This window comes from Sinorhizobium sp. 22678, assembly GCF_052044265.1.
Taxonomy (GTDB): domain Bacteria; phylum Pseudomonadota; class Alphaproteobacteria; order Rhizobiales; family Rhizobiaceae; genus Sinorhizobium; species Sinorhizobium meliloti_A.
Genome location: NZ_JBQEMS010000002.1, coordinates 367,778 through 386,307, shown reverse-complemented (window position 1 = coordinate 386,307; position 18,530 = coordinate 367,778). Strand labels below are relative to the sequence as shown.

General features: G+C 63.4%; 15 protein-coding genes. 2 read left to right on the top strand and 13 right to left on the bottom strand.

Annotated elements, in window-relative coordinates:
* Window positions 1-6 precede the first annotated feature (6 nt).
* The gene (locus ACTJKL_RS05345) at window positions 7-819 is read left to right on the top strand and encodes an NAD(P)H-dependent oxidoreductase (protein WP_440852367.1); all 813 of its coding nucleotides are present in this window, start codon (window positions 7-9) and stop codon (window positions 817-819) included.
* On the opposite strand, the gene mnhG is transcribed toward ACTJKL_RS05345, so the two are convergent.
* The 10 genes from mnhG to ACTJKL_RS05295 all read right to left on the bottom strand — a co-directional run bounded on the left by mnhG (window position 820) and on the right by ACTJKL_RS05295 (window position 13,602).
* Window positions 820-1,185 (bottom strand): monovalent cation/H(+) antiporter subunit G, encoded by a 366-nt coding sequence (gene mnhG, locus ACTJKL_RS05340; protein WP_100672857.1) that lies wholly within the window; start codon window positions 1,183-1,185, stop codon window positions 820-822.
* A complete protein-coding gene (locus tag ACTJKL_RS05335) occupies window positions 1,182-1,463 on the bottom strand; it encodes a K+/H+ antiporter subunit F (RefSeq protein ID WP_003528834.1) in 282 nt (93 codons plus the stop codon). The genes mnhG and ACTJKL_RS05335 overlap by 4 nt, the downstream gene beginning before the upstream one ends.
* Entirely contained in the window at window positions 1,460-1,945 is a 486-nt protein-coding gene (locus ACTJKL_RS05330) for a Na+/H+ antiporter subunit E (RefSeq protein WP_440852366.1), read from the bottom strand. The genes ACTJKL_RS05335 and ACTJKL_RS05330 overlap by 4 nt, the downstream gene beginning before the upstream one ends.
* Before the next feature lie 2 nt (window positions 1,946-1,947).
* Window positions 1,948-3,591, bottom strand: a complete 1,644-nt coding sequence (locus ACTJKL_RS05325; protein WP_324762393.1) for a monovalent cation/H+ antiporter subunit D — start codon at window positions 3,589-3,591, stop codon at window positions 1,948-1,950.
* Window positions 3,560-3,907: a Na+/H+ antiporter subunit C gene (locus ACTJKL_RS05320; protein WP_100672859.1), complete on the bottom strand. Its 348-nt coding sequence runs from the start codon at window positions 3,905-3,907 to the stop codon at window positions 3,560-3,562. Before ACTJKL_RS05320 ends, ACTJKL_RS05325 begins: the two co-directional genes overlap by 32 nt.
* Window positions 3,907-6,816, bottom strand: coding sequence for a monovalent cation/H+ antiporter subunit A (locus ACTJKL_RS05315; protein ID WP_440852365.1), 2,910 nt, complete (start codon window positions 6,814-6,816; stop codon window positions 3,907-3,909). The genes ACTJKL_RS05320 and ACTJKL_RS05315 overlap by 1 nt, the downstream gene beginning before the upstream one ends.
* A 230-nt stretch (window positions 6,817-7,046) precedes the next feature.
* The gene (locus ACTJKL_RS05310) at window positions 7,047-9,683 is read right to left on the bottom strand and encodes a bifunctional diguanylate cyclase/phosphodiesterase (RefSeq protein ID WP_440852396.1); all 2,637 of its coding nucleotides are present in this window, start codon (window positions 9,681-9,683) and stop codon (window positions 7,047-7,049) included.
* Window positions 9,684-9,837: 154 nt separating this feature from the next.
* On the bottom strand, window positions 9,838-11,451 hold the full coding sequence (locus tag ACTJKL_RS05305) for a cisplatin damage response ATP-dependent DNA ligase (RefSeq protein WP_440852364.1): 1,614 nt from the start codon (window positions 11,449-11,451) through the stop codon (window positions 9,838-9,840).
* Window positions 11,452-11,454: 3 nt separating this feature from the next.
* Window positions 11,455-12,465, bottom strand: coding sequence for a ligase-associated DNA damage response exonuclease (locus tag ACTJKL_RS05300; protein ID WP_440852363.1), 1,011 nt, complete (start codon window positions 12,463-12,465; stop codon window positions 11,455-11,457).
* Window positions 12,466-12,648: 183 nt separating this feature from the next.
* A complete protein-coding gene (locus tag ACTJKL_RS05295; protein WP_440852362.1) occupies window positions 12,649-13,602 on the bottom strand; it encodes a nucleoside hydrolase in 954 nt (317 codons plus the stop codon).
* A gap of 199 nt (window positions 13,603-13,801) precedes the next feature.
* Here ACTJKL_RS05295 and ACTJKL_RS05290 point away from each other — a divergent pair, with 199 nt between their 5' ends.
* Window positions 13,802-14,422, top strand: coding sequence for a hypothetical protein (locus ACTJKL_RS05290; RefSeq protein WP_127709161.1), 621 nt, complete (start codon window positions 13,802-13,804; stop codon window positions 14,420-14,422).
* A gap of 53 nt (window positions 14,423-14,475) precedes the next feature.
* On the opposite strand, the gene lysS is transcribed toward ACTJKL_RS05290, so the two are convergent.
* From lysS to ACTJKL_RS05275, 3 genes are all read right to left on the bottom strand, one after another.
* Window positions 14,476-15,972, bottom strand: coding sequence for a lysine--tRNA ligase (lysS, locus tag ACTJKL_RS05285; protein WP_440852361.1), 1,497 nt, complete (start codon window positions 15,970-15,972; stop codon window positions 14,476-14,478).
* A gap of 10 nt (window positions 15,973-15,982) precedes the next feature.
* Window positions 15,983-17,440, bottom strand: a complete 1,458-nt coding sequence (gene gltX / locus ACTJKL_RS05280) for a glutamate--tRNA ligase (protein WP_100672865.1) — start codon at window positions 17,438-17,440, stop codon at window positions 15,983-15,985.
* Window positions 17,441-17,710: 270 nt separating this feature from the next.
* The gene (locus ACTJKL_RS05275; RefSeq protein WP_100672866.1) at window positions 17,711-18,463 is read right to left on the bottom strand and encodes a TerC family protein; all 753 of its coding nucleotides are present in this window, start codon (window positions 18,461-18,463) and stop codon (window positions 17,711-17,713) included.
* Between the last annotated feature and the right edge of the window lie 67 nt (window positions 18,464-18,530).

The window sequence follows — 18,530 nt, the reverse complement described above, 5'->3', positions numbered from 1 at the left end:
TGATCCATGAAAATTCTGCTCGTCTTTGCCCACCCTGAATCGCGTTCGCTCAACGGAGCGCTCCGCGACGTCGCGGTCGAGGAGCTCATGAACCAAGGTCACGAAGTGCGGATCTCTGACCTCTATGCCGACGGCTGGAAGTCCGAAGTCGGTCACGCCGATTTCCCCCTTTTGCCGCCGGATGCGCGGCTGGTGCCGGTCGCGGCGTCCAAGAAAGCCTTCGAAACCGGTGCTTTGACGGAAGATGTAAGGGGGGAGATCGACAAGCTGCTGTGGGCCGACGTTCTGATCCTCCAATTCCCGCTCTGGTGGTTTTCCATGCCTGCCATTCTCAAGGGCTGGGTCGATCGGGTGTTCGCCTACGGCTTCGCCTATGGCGTCGGCGAGCATAGCGACAAGCGCTGGGGCGACCGCTATGGCGAAGGCAACCTGGCAGGCAAACGCGCGATGCTGATCGTCACCGCCGGGGGTTGGGAAGAACACTATTCGGCCCGCGGGGTGAACGGACCGATCGACGACCTTCTGTTCCCGATCAATCACGGCATCCTCTATTATCCCGGCTATGACGTGCTTCCTCCCTTCGTGGCTTATCGCGCCGATCGCCTCGACGAAGCCGGATTCACTGAGGCCGCTGAGGGTCTTCGGGAAAGGATGCGGACGATCGGGACCGTCTCACCCATTCCATACAGACAGCAAAATGGCGGAGACTATCTCATTCCAAGCATGCAGCTCCGCCCCGGACTGGGAGACCAGACTGCGTCCAGTTTTGCGCTTCACCTGGATGAGACGCGGGAGGCGCTTCGTCAGGCGGGCGAGTAGCTATTCTTCACCCGGTGCGGGTTTCTGCTTGGGCGGCACGCCCTGCCGTTCCTCGAAGCGGTCGCGGTACAGGGTCGCCTGGCCAAGCAGCATCAGGGTCACGGGCGTCGTCACCGTCACGAAGAAGATGATGAGGACTTCGTGGAACACCCAGCGGCTCTGCAGGACGGCGAAGCAGAGGATCGACGCGAGGCAGAGGAGGATGGTGCCGCCGCTGGTCGCGATCGTCGGGGCGTGCAGGCGCGCGTAGAAATCGGGCAGGCGCAGGAGCCCGAGCGATCCTATCAGGGTGGTCGCGGCGCCGATAAGCATCAGGCCGCAGACGAGCAGCGCCGCCCATGGCGGAAGGTCGGTCAGATGGCTCATTCGATCACCTCGCCGCGCATCAGGAATTTTGCCAACGCGATGGACGAGGCGAAGCCGATCACTGCGATGATCAGCGCCGTTTCGAAATAGACCGTATTCGCCGTACGGATACCGAAGGTGATGAGCATCAGCATCGCATTGATGTAGAGCGTGTCGAGACCGAGAATGCGGTCCTGGGCCCTCGGTCCTCTGGCCATGCGGTAGAGCGCGAAGGCCATGGCCAGCGCAAGCATGGTCTGTGCGACGAGCACGGACCAGACGACGGCAAGCTCCATCATTCGAATATCTCCTTCAAATCGGCCGCATAGCGCGTGATCGTTTTCCGCCACAGGTCCTCGTTGTCGATGTTGAGCACGTGGAAGAGCAGGATCTTCCGGCGACGGTCATACTCGAGCCATGCGGTGCCCGGCGTCGCCGTGACGACGCAGGCGAGCAGCGCCAGGGCGTTCTCGTCGGCGAGATCGAGGCTGACCGTCATGAAGCCCGCATTCACCGGACGCCTGCCTGCGCGCAGGATGATGAGCGTGACGGCGATATTGGAGCGGATGACGTCGCCGACGACGCGCAGGATGAATCCGGCGATCCGGCTCCAGCGGTGGAGACGCGAGCGGGCGGGCTGCAGGTTGAGCGTCACCCATGCGAGAGCCGTGCTGACCACCAGGCCGAGGACGATTGAGCCCGGCGCCACGGACTGGCTCAGAAGCAGCCACATGAGGAGGAGCGCGATCGAGAGCAGCGGGTAGGGGAACCAGGTACGCATCGCTACTGGCTCCCGGCCCGCGGCGCCGAAAGCACGCGCTCGCTGTGGGTGAGGGGCGCGAGCAGATCGTCAGCCGTCGCCTGCATGTAGCGCATCGCGGGCCCCGCCTGCAGGCTCAGGAAGATGCAGGCTGCGAGCAGGACGACGACCGGCGTGATCTCGATCACCACGACCCGCGGGATCGTGCCCTCGATCGACGCCCAGAACGTTCGGATGCCGATGCGGTTCATCGCGATCATGGCAGCGAGCCCGGACAGGATGAGGAGAGTGACATAGGTCCAGTCGGCGGCGGATATCGCGGTCGCGAGCTCGGCGCCCGGCATGTCGAAGAGGCCGCTGATGAGCGCGAATTTGGCGATGAAGCCGGAGAAAGGCGGCAGGCCGGCGAGCAGCAGGGCACAGAGGCAGAAGCAGAGGCCGAGAACGGCCATCGTGCCGGGGATGGCGACGCCGACCTCTTCCTCCTCCTCGTCCTCGTCAAAATCGCCATAGGCTTCCATCGTCACGGCCAGAACGTCGGCGCCGGCGTCCCGGCCGCGTTCGACGAGCTCGATCAACAGGAAGAAGGCCCCGATCGTCAGTGTCGAGCTGACCAGATAGAAGAGTGCGCCGGCGAGCATTCCGTCGTGGCCGAGGCCGACCGCGGCGAGCAGGGTCCCCGAGGATACGAGAACGGAGTAGCCCGCAAGACGGCCCATCGCCTGCGAGGCGAGCACGCCGATACCGCCGAAGGCGATCGTCAGCATTCCCCCGGTGACGAGCCAGTCCTGGCCGAAACCGGACGATGTGCCCGCCGCGGTGCCGAAGACGAGCAGATGCAGGCGGATGATGACGTAGATGCCGACTTTGGTCAGGACCGCGAAGACGCCTGCGACCGGCGGCGTCGCCGCGGCATAGGCCGTGGGCAGCCAGAAGCTGAGCGGCCACATGCCCGCCTTGACGAGAAAGGCGACGCCGAGGATGGCCGAGCCCATTTCGACGAGTGTTCTGCTTCTCGGTTCGAGGGCTGCGAGCTTCGTCGCGAGGTCGGCCATGTTGAGCGTGCCGGCGGCGCCGTAGATCAGGCTGACGCCGATCAGGAACAGCGCCGAGGCGGCGAGGTTGACGGCGATATAATGCAGCCCCGCCTTCACGCGCAGCGGACCGGAGCCGTGCAGGAGCAGGCCGTAGGAGGCGGCCAGCATCATTTCGAAAAAGACGAAGAGATTGAAGAGGTCGCCCGTGAGAAAGGCGCCGTTGAGACCGGCTACGAGAAGCTGGAAAAGCGAATGGAAGTGATGCCCGGCCGTGTGCCACCGCGCCATGGAATAGGCCTGCGCGGCGAGTGCAAGGCCGCTCGTCAGGCACAGCATCAGGGCCGACAGGCGGTCGAGCACGAGGACGATCCCGAAGGGGGCGGGCCAATTGCCGAGCTGATAGACCCCTGATCCGGGCAGGCTGCCGGTGCCGGCCGCGGCAAGTCGCATGAGGATCATCGAGAGGATGAAGACGACGAGCGTGGACGCGAAGCCGATGGCCCCCTTCAATGTGCGGTCGCGCTCGTTGATCGGGATCAGCACCGCAGCCACGGCAAGCGGCAGGAGGATCGGCAGGATGAGAAGATGATCGAGCCAATCAGTCACCGCGCTGCTCCCTTCCGTCCACATGGTCGGTTCCGGTGAAGCCGCGGGAGGCGAGCAGCACCACGAGGAAAAGTGCGGTCATGGCGAAGCCGATGACGATCGCCGTCAGCACCAGTGCCTGCGGCACCGGGTCGGTATAGCGGGCGAGATCGCCGACGCCGCCGGGATCGAGGATCGGAGGGCCGTTCACCCGCAACCGGCCCATGCCGAAGATGAAGAGATTGACGGCGAAGGAGAGCAGCGAAAGCCCGATGATCACCTGGTATGTTCGCGGCCTCAGGAGAAGATAGACGCCCGATGCGGTCAGCGTGCCGATCCCGGCCGAAAGAATGAGTTCCATTAGCGTGCCGCCTCCTTGTCCGAGCGTGCGGCCTTCGCATGCGCACGCGGCGCACGGACCGACTGGTGCGCCAGCGCGATGAGGATGAGAACGGTGGCGCCGAGCACCAGCGAGAAGACGCCGAGGTCGAAGAGGATCGCGCTTGCGAGCGGAAACTTGCCGACGACCGGCAGGCTTGCATATTGCGCGTGGGAGGTGAGGAAGGGATAGCCGAAGAACCAGGACCCGACGCCCGTGGCCGTCGCGACCAGCAGGCCGATGCTCATCCAGCGAAGCGGATGGATGCGGAGCCGTTCCTCGACCCAGCGGGTTCCGCCGGACATATATTGCAGGATAAAGCCGATCGACATGGCGATGCCGGCGGCAAAGCCGCCCCCCGGCAGATCATGTCCGCGCAGGAAGAGAAAGGCCGCGAGCATTCCTGTGACCGGAAACATCCAGCGCATGATCACTGCCGGGATGAAGAGATATTCGGCGACGCTGTCGCCGGCGGCGCGGTCGGGATGATCGTCGTCGAAGGCGTTCTGCACCCTTTGCTGCTCCGGCGTCTCCAGGCTGTCGGACTGGGGGCGGAAGCGCAGGAGAAGCGCGAAGACCGTGAGCGCGACGATGCAGAGCACGGCGATCTCGCCAAGCGTATCGAAGCCGCGGAAATCGACGAGGATGACGTTGACGACATTTGTGCCGCCGCCCTCCCGATAGGCGCGCTCGAGAAAATAGCTGGCAATGGTTTCGGGGAGGGGCCGCGTCATCACCGTGTAGGCGATGAGCATCATTCCCCCGCCGGCGCCGATCGCCAGCAGCAGGTCGCGCAAGCGTCTCAGGCGGACCCTGATCGAGATGTCCTCCGCCGCCATCGGCTCCTCGATGCGCTTCGGAAGCCAGCGCAATCCGAGCAGAATGAGCACGGTGGTGACGATCTCCACGAGGAGCTGCGTGACCGCAAGATCGGGTGCGGAAAGCCAGACGAAGGTGATGCAGGTGACGAGCCCTGCTCCGCCGAGGAGGACCAGCGAGGCGAGACGGTGGAATTTCGCCTGATAGGCGGAGCCGATGCCGCAGGCGATGCCTATCGCCCAAAGCAGGGCAAAGGCGGGATCGATGCCGCGGATCACGAGCGGCGGCAGTTCGAAATTGCCGAGAAGAAGCGGCGATGCCCCTGCCGCAAGCGCCAGAAAGACGAGGAGACGCATCTGCGGCTGGAGGCGACGCGTGCCGAGCCGCTGTTCGAGCCATCGGGCCCACTTCCAGGAAAGCGTTACCAGCACGCGCTCGAAAATGCGCTGCCCCTGGAGCAGGCGGAAGACCGGCGGACCCTCGACGGCCGTCGCCAGATAGGAGCGCATCAGGAAGTAGAGGCCGATGCCGCCCGAAAGCGCGACGAAGCTCATGATCAGCGGAATGTTCCAGCCGTGCCAGACCGAAAGGCTGTAATCGGGCGTTCCCTCGCGCAGGACCGAGAGAACGGCCGTGTGAAGGAAGGGACCGATCGTCTGGGCGGGAATAATACCGACGACCAGACAGGCAAGAACGAGGAAGTCGACCGGCGCCCGCATCCAGCGGGGTGGCTCATGTGGTTTTCTCGGGAGGTCCGCCGGTGGCCGGCCGAAGAAGACGCCGTGGATGAAGCGGAGGGAATAGGTGACTGCAAACATGCCCGCGATCGTCGCCACATAGGGCGTAGCCGTGTCGAGCGGGTTGACGAGATGCGTCTCGATCGCCTCGGCGAAGAACATCTCCTTGGAGAGAAATCCGTTGAGCAGCGGCACGCCGGCCATGGCGGCACTCGCCACCATGGCGAGCGTCGCGGTGATCGGCATGAAGTGGAAAAGCCCGCTCAGCCTGCGCATGTCGCGGGTGCCGCTTTCGTGGTCGATGATGCCGGCCGCCATGAAGAGGGAGGCCTTGAAGGTCGCGTGGTTGACGATATGAAAGACCGCGGCGACGGCTGCCAGCGGACTGCCGAGGCTCAGGAGAACGGTGATGAGCCCGAGATGACTGATCGTCGAATAGGCGAGGAGTCCTTTCAGATCCTGCTGAAAAATCGCGAAATAGGCGCCGAGCAGGAGCGTTGTGAGGCCCGCAAGGCCCACGATCCAGAACCAGGCATCCGTGCCGGCCATCACCGGCCAGAACCGCACGAGCAGGAAGACGCCGGCCTTCACCATCGTCGCCGAATGCAGATAGGCCGAAACCGGCGTCGGGGCCGCCATCGCGTGCGGGAGCCAGAAATGAAAGGGGAACTGGGCGCTCTTCGTCAACGCCCCGAGCAGGACGAGGACAAGTACCGTGCCATAGAGCGGATGGTTGCGGATCGCGTCGCCCGAGGCGAGAACCGCGTCGAGTTCGTAGCTGCCGACGATCTTGCCGATGAGTATCAGGCCGACGAACATGGCAAGGCCGCCCATGCCGGTAATCGTCAGCGCCATGCGGGCGCCGTCGCGGGCGTGTGCGTTATGGTGCCAATAGCCGATCAGCAGGAAGGAGACGATGCTGGTCAGCTCCCAGAAGACGGCGAGCAGAATGAGGTTGCCGGAAAGAACAACGCCCAGCATCGATCCCATGAAGGCGAGGAACAGCGCGAAAAAGCGCGGGACCGGGTCCTCCTCGGCCATATAGTAGCGGGCATAAAGGACGACGAGAACGCCGATCGCCGTGATCAGTGCCGAAAACAGCCAGGCGAAGCCGTCCATCCGGAGGGTGAAGTTCAGCCCGAGTTGCGGAACCCAGTTGATCCGGTAATGGAGGACGCCGCCCGAGGCGACGTAGGGGTAGAGGCCGGCGGTCACCAGGAAGCAGACAAGCGCGATCGCACCTGCGAACCAGGAGATCGCACCGCGCTGATCGGACGGGAAGAAGATTGCAATGAGGCTTCCCGCGAAGGGGACAAGAATGAAAACAGAAAGCAATTTCTCCGCGTATTCGATCGTTTTATCTCCTTCCGAGTGTATTGGAGGTCGGGACTTCGGTCCCCCGAGGACTGACGCCGGACGGGTCACGCGGACGAGGTCCGCGCGTTCGCATCAGCGGCAGGAGGCATATGTTTTTATGACTATTTTCCGGACGGCTGCCAAGCCTTAGGAGCAAGAAAAAGCCGCGTATGTGCAGTCCGCCTCTGAAAGCGGGGTCCGGATCCCGGTCAAGCGGCGCGCCACCGCCGCTCGAAGACGAAAGTGGCGAGATCGTTGGCGTTCATCGGCCGGGCGAAGGCGTAGCCCTGCAGACCATGGCATTCCATTTCCTTGAGGATGCGGGCGTGCTCGAGCGTTTCGACACCTTCGGCGATCACTTCGATCCCGAGCGATGTGCCGATGTCGATGATCGATGCCACGAGCCGGCGCTCCGCCGGAGAGGCGAGAATAGGCAGCACCAGTTGCCGATCTATCTTCAGGCGGCGTGGCGTCAGCTTCAGCAGGCTCAGGATCGAGGCATAGCCGGTACCGAAGTCGTCGATCTCGATGTCGATGCCGAGTTCCTTGATGCGCCGGATATTGGACATGACCGTCACATCGTTCTCGTCGAAGGAAATCGATTCGAGCAGTTCGAAGGAAAGCCGCCCCTCGGGTATGGAAAGCTCCTCCAGCCGGTCGATCAGTCCCTCGTCTCTCAGGCGCGGATAGGAGAGATTGACCGACACCTTCGGCACGTAGATCCCGTTTGCCTCCCAGCGATAGATCTGAAAGAGCGCCTGTTCGAGAATCTTCTGATCGATCGCCGCGACGACATTGATGTCCTCCGCCGTCTTGAGAAAGGCGTGCGGGCCGAGGAGCCCCTTGGTGGGATGATCCCATCGTGCGAGTGCCTCGACGCCGATGATGTCGAGTGAGCTCGGACAGAACTGCGGCTGGAAATATGCGACGAATTCGTTCTGCTCGAGACCGCGCAGGATCTCGTCGGCCGTCTGTTTCGTCTGGAGCACGGCGGTCTTCAGCGCACCCGTAAAGGTCTCTTGCCGGTTGCGGCCCCGGCGCTTGGCCTCGTAAAGGGCGATATCGGCGTTGACCAGTACCTGGGAAAGGTCATCCGTCGCATCGGTTTGAGCGGCAATCCCGATGCTCACGCCTATGCGGCATTCCTGATCTTCGTACCGCACCGGAACGCTCATCGCCTCGATCACGCGGGAAGCCAGAGCCGCGTCTTCGTCGCCGCCGCCGCTTGCGCGAATGATGACGAACTCGTCGCCGCCGATCCGGGCGACGAAGTCGTCCTGGCGTGCATTGTCCCGCAAAAGGCTTGCCGCATGCTTCAGGATTTCGTCTCCGGCTGCATGGCCCATCGTATCGTTGATCTGCTTGAAACGGTCGAGATCGATATGGAAGATGCTGATCTTCGCATTTGCGTCGGCTCGCCGGCTGCGGTCGAAGAGAATCTGGTCCAGGAAGCGGCGATTGGGCAGACCGGTCAATGGATCGTGCAGCGCGTTGAATTCCATGCGATGGCGCGCCGCCTCCAACTCGGCACTGTGAGCTTCCGCGAGGCGTTTGGCCTCCGACAGCGTCGCGCGTGTCTTCACGTCGGCCGTCACGTCCCAGTTGACGCCGACGATTTTCCTGTTGCCGTTCGTGCCGGCATAGGTCGAGCCGATCGCACGGATGTGGCGGACTTCCCCACCCGGAAGGCGGATGCGGAATTCCGTGTTGTATGCGCTGCCCGTGGCGAGCGTTTCGGCGAATTCCACCTCGGCACGGGCGAGATCGTCGGGATGAAGCGTGTTCCGCCAGTCCTCGTAGACCTCGCGCATCGACGATCCGATGCCGTAGAGCTCCTTCATGCGGCTGTCCCACAGGAGCGTGCCGCTGTCGACGTCGAGCTCCCATATGCCGATCTTCGAAGTGTCGAGCGCGATCCTCAGCCGGTGCGAAAGCTCCTGAAGCTGATCCTTGCTCTGCCTCAATGCGCGAAAGTTGGCCTGCCTCTCGGCCATGAGGCGGCCGGCGACGATCATCGGAGCGACGATCATCAGGCCGCCGAATATGATGAGGAAGCGGACCTGCCACGCATTCTGCGGTGTCGTCGGCCAACCGCCTTTGGGGATCGCGGCCATGCGCCAGGAACCACCGGGCAAGGATACGCTCATCTCGACAGGGGCGCTTTCGAAGATTGCCGGGTCGCCGAAGAAATGCGGGCCGCCGCGCCCCGTCCCGTCGCGGCCGGCAATGGCGATGTCGATGTCGAGCGCCGGCGATGAAAGCCCACTGTCGCGATAAAGGCGATCGACATCGATCACCGCTGAAACAACGCCCCAGAAGCGCCTGCCACCTTCCGGACCGGTGGTTACGGGGAAGCGGCCGATCAGCCCGCGACCGCCTTGCACGAGGTCGACAGGGCCCGCGAGCACCATCTCTCCGGATGCCACTGCGCGCATGACGGAACTGCGTTGTTTGTCGTTCGCGCGGTAATCGAGACCGATCGCCTTCTCATTGCCCGTCAGCGGGTAGACCATCGCGACCACCAGTTCGGGCGCGGCGGCGATGTTGCGGAGCTGCGAGCCGCCGCTGAAGACGCTGCGTGCGAGCTCTCCGAAGCGCTGCTGCTGCATGTCGGGTTCGGTCTCGATCGTGGCGATCAGGCCCCGGACCAGCTGAATATTGCCGTTGACGCTGCTCTCGAGGCTCGAGCGTATCGGGTTGAGCGCGTCGGCAACCTCGGAGCGCAGCCGCGCTTCCGAAACGATCCGGTTCTGATTGTCGGCGAGAACCCCGGCGGCGACTACCACAACGGCCGCGATGAGGGCCGGAAGGTAGCTGGGGGTGAGAAAGCGCGACAGACGGGACATGGCATGATGCGGCTTCAAAAGAGCAATTCCAGGACGTGGCCCACAGGGGGGCGGGGACGGCATGCAGCAAGCCCGGATAATTCCAGACTCTCCTTAACAAACCTTCATTCGGGGTTTCTGAAATAACTTGCGGTAACGCGTGGCCGCAAGCGCTTCAGCGTTGCGTTCCGATCATCGCCTGCAGTGTTTCGAGCCTGTCGGCATCGCGGGGCAGCTTGTCGGGTCTGAGGCGGGCGATCCGCGGAAAGCGCATGGCGACCCCGGATTTGTGGCGCGTGGAGCGGTTGAGGCCTTCAAAGGCAACCTCGACGACGAAGCCGCTGTCGGGTTCGGCGCGCACCGCGCGCACGGGGCCGAAGCGTTCGACCGTATTGTCGCGCACGAACCGGTCGAGGACCTCCAGCTCGGCATCGGTGAAGCCGAAATAGGCCTTGCCGACGGGAACGAGGCTCGTCCCGTCTTCACCCTGCGCCCAGACGCCGAAGGTGAAATCGGAGTAATAGCTGGACCGCTTGCCATGGCCGCGCTGGGCATACATCAGCACGGCGTCGATATTGAAGGGCGCCCGCTTCCACTTGAACCAGGGCCCCTTGGCCCGTCCGGCCATATAGGGCGAATCCAGCCGTTTCAGCATGACGCCTTCGATCACCGGATCGGGCGGGTTGGAGCGCAGCTCATCAAGCTCCTTCCAGCTTGAAAAGCCGACGAGCGGCGAGAGATCGAAATGCTGCGGCGAGGCCGCCTCGATCAGCGCCGACAGCGCCTCGCGGCGGAGGTGAAAGGGCTCGGGCCTGATATCGCGCTCGCCTGAAAAGAGAATGTCGTAGGCACGGATGAAGGCCGGAAACTCGTCCATCAGCTTGCGACTGACGGTCTTGCGGTTCAGCCTTTGCTGCAGGTCGGCGAATGTCGCGGTGGCGCGGTTGCTGCGCATCGTTCCGCCGACCAGAAGCTCGCCATCGATGACACCGGTGATATCGGCAGCCTCGATGATCTCCGGAAAGGCGGAGGATATCTCGTCGCCGCTGCGTGAATAGAGGCGTCGAGCCCCGCCGACATTGGCGAGCTGGACGCGGATGCCGTCCCATTTCCACTCGGCCGCGAAGTCGGACGGGTCGAGTCCTTCGAGATCGCCCTCTCCGACCGCCGTCGCGAGCATCACCGAGTGAAAGACCGCAGGTGTCTTGAGCACCGGCATCTCCGCCTCACCGGTGAGCCAGAGGAAAAGCGGCAGGTATGGCGGCTCCAATCCGTGCCAGAGCGTTTCGATCTCGCTCACCTCCTTGCCGCCCATCTCCGCAAGCGCCTGCTTTGCGAGCCGCGCCGAGACCCCGATCCGCAAGCCTCCTGTCGCGAGCTTGAGGAGTGCGAAGCGGCCGGAGGTGTCGAGCCGGTCCAGAAGGTCGCGGACGAGCGAGCGAACCTCGGAGCGGCCGGCCCGCTGCAGCCGCTCGACAACCTCGCCGAGCGGAATGTCCTCAGGGGCGACGTCCGGCGGCGGCTCCCAGGCGAGGGAGACCGTTTCCGCGAGGTCGCCGACATAGTCGTAGGAATAGTGGAACAGCACGTCGTCCATGCGCTCGAGCAACAGGTCGCGAATGAGGGCCGGCTTTACCGTGTTGAGCGAGAGCGTGCCCGCGATCGCGGCCAGCGCGTAGCCGCGGCTCGGATCGGGTGCGCCGCGGAAATAGTCGACGAGCAACCGAATCTTGCCGTTTCGCTGCGGCGTCAGCACGAGCCGGTCGAGCAATTCGGCGAATGCTCTCATCGCTCACTCTCCCTCATCGTCGTAGCCGACAAGGTGCAATGGCCGGGCGGGTATGCCCTGTAACTGGCACCAGCGGACCAGCGCCTCCTCACGGCCATGCGTCACCCAGACTTCGGCAGGCGCGATTTCGCGGATCGTGGCCGTGAGCTCGGCCCAGTCGCAATGATCGGAGATGACGAGCGGCAACTCGACGCCGCGCTGCTTGGCGCGCTGTCGGATGAGCATCCAGCCGGAGGCGAAGATGGCGAGCGGATCGGCGAAACGGCGCGCCCATCGCTCGGCAAAAGCCGCCGGAGGCCCGAGGACGATAGCGCCGGCGAGGTCCTGCCGGTTTTCCTGGCCGAGCGTTGCCGGACGGATATCGCCGAGATCGATGCCCTGGCTCTGGTAATATTCGCACAGCCTGGCGAGTGCGCCATGGATGTGGATAGGTTCGTCGTAGCCCTGCTGGCGTATGAGCGCGATGAGACGTTGTGCCTTGCCGAGGGCGTAGGCGCCGACCACATGCGCACGCTCTGGAAACTGCCGGAGAGACTGGAGGAGCCGGGCGATCTCTCCCTTGTCGTCCGGGTGGTGGAAGACCGGCAGGCCGAAGGTCGCTTCCGTGATGAAGACGTCGCAGGCGACCGGCTCGAAGGACGGGCAGGTCGGATCGGGTCGTCGCTTGTAATCGCCGGAAACGACGATCCGCGTCCCGTCTACCTCGACGGAGATCTGCGCCGAGCCGAGCACATGGCCGGCCGGGTGGAAACGGACGCGCACGCCGCCGACCGAAATTGTTTCGCCGAAGCGCGCGTCTTGGCTCGCGCCGCAGAAGTCGTCACCATAGCGCAGGCGCATGATGTCGAGCGTCTCGCGCGTCGCGAGCACATGGCCATGCCCGGCGCGCGCATGGTCGGAATGTCCGTGGGTGATGAGTGCCCTCTCGACCGGTTGCACCGGGTCGATATAGAAATCCCCATATTGGCAGTAGAGACCTTTGGGGGCGGGAAAGAGCAAGGCGTCCGGCTTCATACGGATAAAGATAGCCGGCGGCGGCGCATCTGCCAGCTATCCGCAAAAGATTTTCGCCGTAAGGCGGCTGCGGGCCGTCCGCGGATAAGACCCTTCCCCAGCGCCGGCGTCAGGAAGCGGCGGTGCGACGGGTCAAGCCCCTCCCGCCTGTGGGAGGGGTTGGGGAGGGGCGCTCCCTAGAGGTTAGCTGTCGCCCGCGAGCGTATCGCCGATGAGTTTCAGCACCGCTTCGGCATCGATGTCGATACAGGCCTGCTGGCTTGGGAAGCCGTCCCAGGCGTTCGGGGGAAACAGTCGCCCATCCGGTTTTTGAACGGTCTGGCCGTCGGCGATGCCGCCGCAAAGGACCCGGATGGCGCCGCCACGGGTCTGAAAGAATTGGTGCGCGACGACATAGGCGCAGGCGCAGCTGTCGTGCACGATCATGCCATCATCCACATGGTGCTCGTAGAAGTCGATGTAGAATTGCGAGATGTCGGAAAGAAGCCTCGCCGGTGAACCGCCGCGTTCGGCGATCTCGGAGAGCATGGCGCGGCTCATCACCGTCTTCGTCGTCACGTCGAGACCGATGACGGTCACCGGCCATGGCGCCGTCATCACCACATCGGCCGCTTCCGGGTCGCCGTGGATATTGGCTTCCGCCGCCGGCGTGATGTTGCCGGGAACATCGAAGGCGCCGCCCATGATCACCACCGCCTTGACGAGCGCGGCAATCTCCGGATCGTCGCGCAAGGCGCGCGCCAGGTTGGTCATCCGGCCGACGGCGACGAGCGTCACCTCGCCGGGATTGGCGCGCACGGTGTCGATGATGAAGCGGTGGGCAGGACGAGGGTCGAGCGGCAGGTCCATCTGCGCCGGCACGCCGATATTGCCGAGCCCGTCATCGCCGTGAATGCCCGTCGGCCATTCGACATGCGGCCGGCCGGCATCGAACGTCTCGCCCATGCCCCTGGCAACCGGTGCGGCAATATTCCATGCCTCTTTGAGGAACAACGCATTGCGCGTCGTCGTCTCGATCGAGGCATTGCCGAAGACCGTGGTGATGCCGAGCAGCTCTATGGCCGGGTGACGGTGCAGAAAGAGGAGGGCCATCGCATCGTCGACGCCCGGATCCGTATCGAAAATAACCTTGTGCATACCGCCTCTTCCTGGTTACGGGGGATTCCCGCCTACAGCGACGTTGTGCATGGCGCAATGGACAAGCTGCGGAAGAAAGTCAATCTCTGGCCGCCTGCAGGAGGCCTCCGTTTAAACTTTCCGAAAGGTGGTTCGTCTATCTTCGAAGACGCCTTCGGGCCTTTCTTGCGATCCTTTACGACGACAGCGGAGCCATCCCTTGAAGGCCATTCTCAGCAAATTGCGCCCTTCGAAGCGGCTGGTGATCATCCTGTCCGCTGCCTTCGGGGTCTCCGCCGCATCCGGCGGTGCCGCGGTCTATGTCGGTCGCGACAAGATACTGACGCGCTTCGCGGAGCCCTCCGCCTCCGGCCTCGAATGCACCGCGCTCCGGACCTTGAAGCTCGACCACAAGGGGCAGCGGTGGATCCGCATGCATGTGAAGACGGACCGGGCAACCGGGCCGGATCGGATCAGGACCGCCTTGCGCGTCGCAGGCGGCCTCGCCAAAAAGGAGGAGGCCGATCTTTACCAGGTGGTCGTGCTCGATGCGGCAGGTCCGGAGGATCGCGCAGGCGTGCGCGGTTCGGCGATCGGCGCGGAGGTGCTCTTCGCCCCCGGTCCGCGGAGCGTGCCGGGTTTGGATGAACCCTTCCGCGCCTCCTATAACGAGGCCACGGCCAACGCTGCCGGCAGGTTCCACGGCAAGGTCGTGACGCTCGAACTGGACGACGTCCGCGCCATCATGGCCAAGATGGACGACCGCTCCATGTGCAACGATCCGTCCGCAGCGGGCGATGTCGCGGCCGCTGCGCCGGCCGAGGAACAGGCGAGTCATTAAGGGAGAGCCCCTCCCCAACCCTCCCCCCGTTGGGGAGGGCCTGCTCCAGGGTATCAATCGGCCTTCTGACGGCGGGCCGGGAAGAGGATGATGTCGCGGATCGACGGCGAGTTGGTGAGCAGCATGATCAGCCGGTCGACACCGATCCCCAACCCCCCGGCCGGCGGCATGCCCTGGTCCATGGCATCGAGGAAGTCCTCGTCTAGCGTCTTTTCCTTCTCGCCGCGGGCATGCGCCTGTTCCATCTGCTCGACCATGCGGGCGCGCTGCTCGACCGGGTCGTTGAGCTCGGAAAAGGCGTTGCCGATCTCCCAGCCGTTGCAATAGGTCTCGAAGCGCTCGACGAGCCGCGGCTCGCCCGGCACCTCCTTGGCGAAGGGCGAGATGTCCTTCGGGAAGTGGATAACGTGAGCAGGCTGGATCAAGGTCGCTTCGACCTTCTCCTCGAAGAGAAAGGCGAGCACCTCGCCCCAGGTCGCGTCCTTCTCGATCTCGACACCGGCGTCGCGAGCCGCCTGTCGGGCCTCCTCGTCGCTCTTGATGGCAAGGAAATCGATTCCGGTCGCATCCTTGACCGCCGCCGGCATGGAGACGCGCGGGAACGGCCCCTTGAAGGAGAGCTGCTTGTCGCCGAACTCGAATTCCGTCTTGCCGTGAACCGCAAGCGCCAGGGTCTCGAACATGCGTTCCACTAGGCCCATCACGTCCTCGTAGTCGGCATAAGCCCAGTAGCACTCCATCATGGTGAATTCAGGATTGTGCCGGGTCGAGACGCCTTCGTTGCGGAAGTTGCGGTTGATCTCGAAGACCTTGTCGGTAAGGCCGGAAACGAGAATGCGCTTCAGGTAAAGCTCGGGCGCGATGCGCAGATACATGTCGAGCTTCAGCGTGTTGTGATGCGTCTTGAAGGGCTCGGCCGTCGCGCCGCCATAGATCGGCTGCAGCATCGGCGTCTCGACTTCCATGAAGCCATCGTCCTCGAGGAATCGGCGCAGGCTCGATACGATGCGGCTTCGCTGCTGAAAGCGCAGCTTCGATTCCTCGTTGACCATGATGTCGAGGTAACGCTTGCGATAGCGCGTCTCGATGTCGGCAAGCCCGTGATACTTCTCCGGCATCGGCAGGAGCGACTTGCAGAGCATGGTGATCTCTTTGGCGTTGACCGTCAGTTCGCCGCGCTTGGTGCGGCGCACCTCTCCGGTCACCCCGATGATGTCGCCGAGATCGATCATCGGCAGAAGCGCGCGCGCCTCCTCCGGTGCCGTATCCTTGTGCGAAAAGATCTGGATCTTGCCGGAAGCGTCATGAAGATCCATGAACATGCCGGAATTGCGCGAGGAGAAGACGCGGCCGGCAACGGTTACCGTTTCGCCGCTTTCGGTATCGGGCTCCAGCCCGGCATATTTCTCCGCGAGTTCCGAATTGGTGAGCGTACGGTGGAAATGCGCGGGATAAACATCGCCGATCTGCTGGCGCAGCAGGTTGAGCTTTTGGGAGCGCACTTCCGTCGCGTCGGAGGAAAGGCCGGCTGCCTGTGTCTTGTCGGTCATGGTCTCGTCCTTACTTTCCACTGCCCGCCATGGAGGCGACGACCTGCGCGGCGACCTTCAGCCGCTGGCGCACGACCGAACGGCCGAGCAGTTCCATCGAATCGAACAGCGGCAGCGAGCGCTGCGAGCCCGAGCAGGCGACGAAGAGCGGCGCCACCACGGCTTTCAGCTTCTTGCCCATCCGCTCCGCGCTGGCGCGCAGCTCCGTCTCGATCGATTCCTTGTTCCATTCCAAGATCTTTTCGAGATCCGGCTGGACGGTGTTCAGGATTTCGAGCATCTCCTCGGGCGAGGCCTTCACCCCGGCAAAGGCGGCGGGCTGCAGGCCGAGATCCGACTTGAAGAGGAAGGCGGCGAGATCAGGCAGTTCGCCGAGCTTCGAAATGCGGGTCTGAGAGAGCTTCAGACCTTCCTTGAGCCGCTCGTTGTCCATCGCCCAGGCGAGGACGCGGGCTGCGAATTCCTCGTCGGAAAGCTTCTCGCGGATCCAGCGCGCGTTCAGCCAGTCGAGCTTCTGGATGTCGAAGATCGCGCCGGCCTTGGACAGGTTTTCCGGATCGAATTTCTCCGCCAGCTCCTCCACCGTCAGCAGTTCTTCGCCTTCGGCGATCTGGATGAAGAACAGGCCGAGGAAGTTCATCAGCGCTTCCGGCAGGTAGCCGAGCGCCGTGTAGTAGGAGATGGAGGTCGGGTTCTTGCGCTTCGACAGTTTCGATTTGTCGGCATTGCGCATCAGCGACAGATGCATGAAGACAGGCGGTTCGAGGCCGAGATACTGGTAGATCAGAATGTGCTTCGGCACCGAGGCGAGCCACTCCTCGCCGCGTGCGACATGGGTGATCTTCATCAGATGGTCGTCCACGACGTTCGCCATGTGATAGGTCGGCATGCCGTCGGCCTTGAGCAGTACCTGCATGTCGACGGCTTCCCACGGGATCTCGACATCGCCATAGACGCCGTCGTGGAACTTGCAGGAGCCCTCCGTCGGGATCTTCATGCGCACGACATGCGGCTCGCCGGCGTCGACGCGCGACGTCACTTCCTCGGCCGAGAGGCTGAGGCAGAGGCCGTCATATTTCGGCGGCTTGCCGGCGGCACGCTGCGCCTCGCGCATCTGCTCCAGCCGCTCGGGCGTGCAGAAACAGCGGAAGCCGTGGCCGTTCGCAACGATCTTCTCGACGTAAGGCTTGTAGATGTCCTTGCGGTCGCTCTGGCGATAGGGGCCGTAGGGGCCGCCGATATCGGGACCTTCCGACCATTCCAGTCCGCACCACCTCAGCGCGTCGAGCACCTTCTTCTCGAATTCCGGCGTCGAGCGCGTCGCATCCGTGTCCTCGATGCGCAGGATGAATTTGCCGCCGTGCTTCTTGGCGAAGAGATAGTTGAAGAGCGCGATATAGGCGGTGCCGACATGCGGCTCGCCGGTGGGGGAAGGTGCGATACGCACCCGGACTGCAGAATCTGCCATTGTCTTTGCCCGTCTTGACGTGCTTTCGGGGCCCTTTGCCGGAGTGCTTTCCAGCTTGCGGGCGCGCATTTTATGGGAAGGAAAGGCCCGCAAGGGTTCCGCACCAGCGGTTTAGCCAGGCAATTCCAGTCGGCAGGCGTGAGACCATAGAAAGCCCTGCATGTCAACGGAAAGCCGCGAGCGGCAATGTCGTCGTCTCGCCGCAGTCCAAGAGCAAAGATCGCGGCGAAGGCCCGCATTGGTGCGATGCGGGCCTGTTGTGTCGCGCTTCTATTTCGTCCTTGCGGCTTGTCGCTTCATGCGCGCGTTGCGGGCGACCATGTTGAGCACCTCGACCAGTGCGGAGAAGGCCATCGCAGCATAGACGTAGCCCTTCGGCACGTGGAAGCCCATGCCTTCGGCGATCAGGGTCGTGCCGATCATCAGGAGGAAGGCCAGCGCCAGCATGACGATCGTCGGATTTCTCTCGATGAAGTTTGCAAGCGGGTTCGCTGCAACCAGCATGACGGTCACGGCGACGACGACGGCGACGACCATGATCGGCAGATGCGGGGTCATGCCGACGGCGGTGATGATGCTGTCGACCGAGAAGACGAGGTCAAGAAGCAGGATCTGGCCGATGGCGGCCGCGAAGCTGTTGATCGCGGAGCTGGCGATGAAATCCTCCTCATGATCGCTCGGATCGACACTGTGATGGATTTCCTTGGTCGCCTTCCACACGAGGAAGAGCCCGCCGGCGATCAGGATCATGTCCTTCCAGGAAAAGCCGTGGCCGAAGGCCTCGAAGACCGGCTGCGTCAGTTTAACGATCCAGGCGATGGTGCCGAGCAGCGCCAGCCGCATGACGAGTGCAAGGCCGATGCCGATGCGCCGGGCGCTGACGCGGTGTTCCGGCGGCAGCTTGTTGGTGAGGATCGAGATGAAAATGAGATTGTCGATGCCGAGGACCACTTCCATTACGATGAGTGTGATGAGGGCGATCCAAGCCTCCGGGCTTTGAGCAAGCGTGAGGATTTCCTGCATCGGCAACTTTTCCTTTTCGAGACACGACAGATGGCGCAGTATTTAGGGATACTTGCGAAAGTCGCAA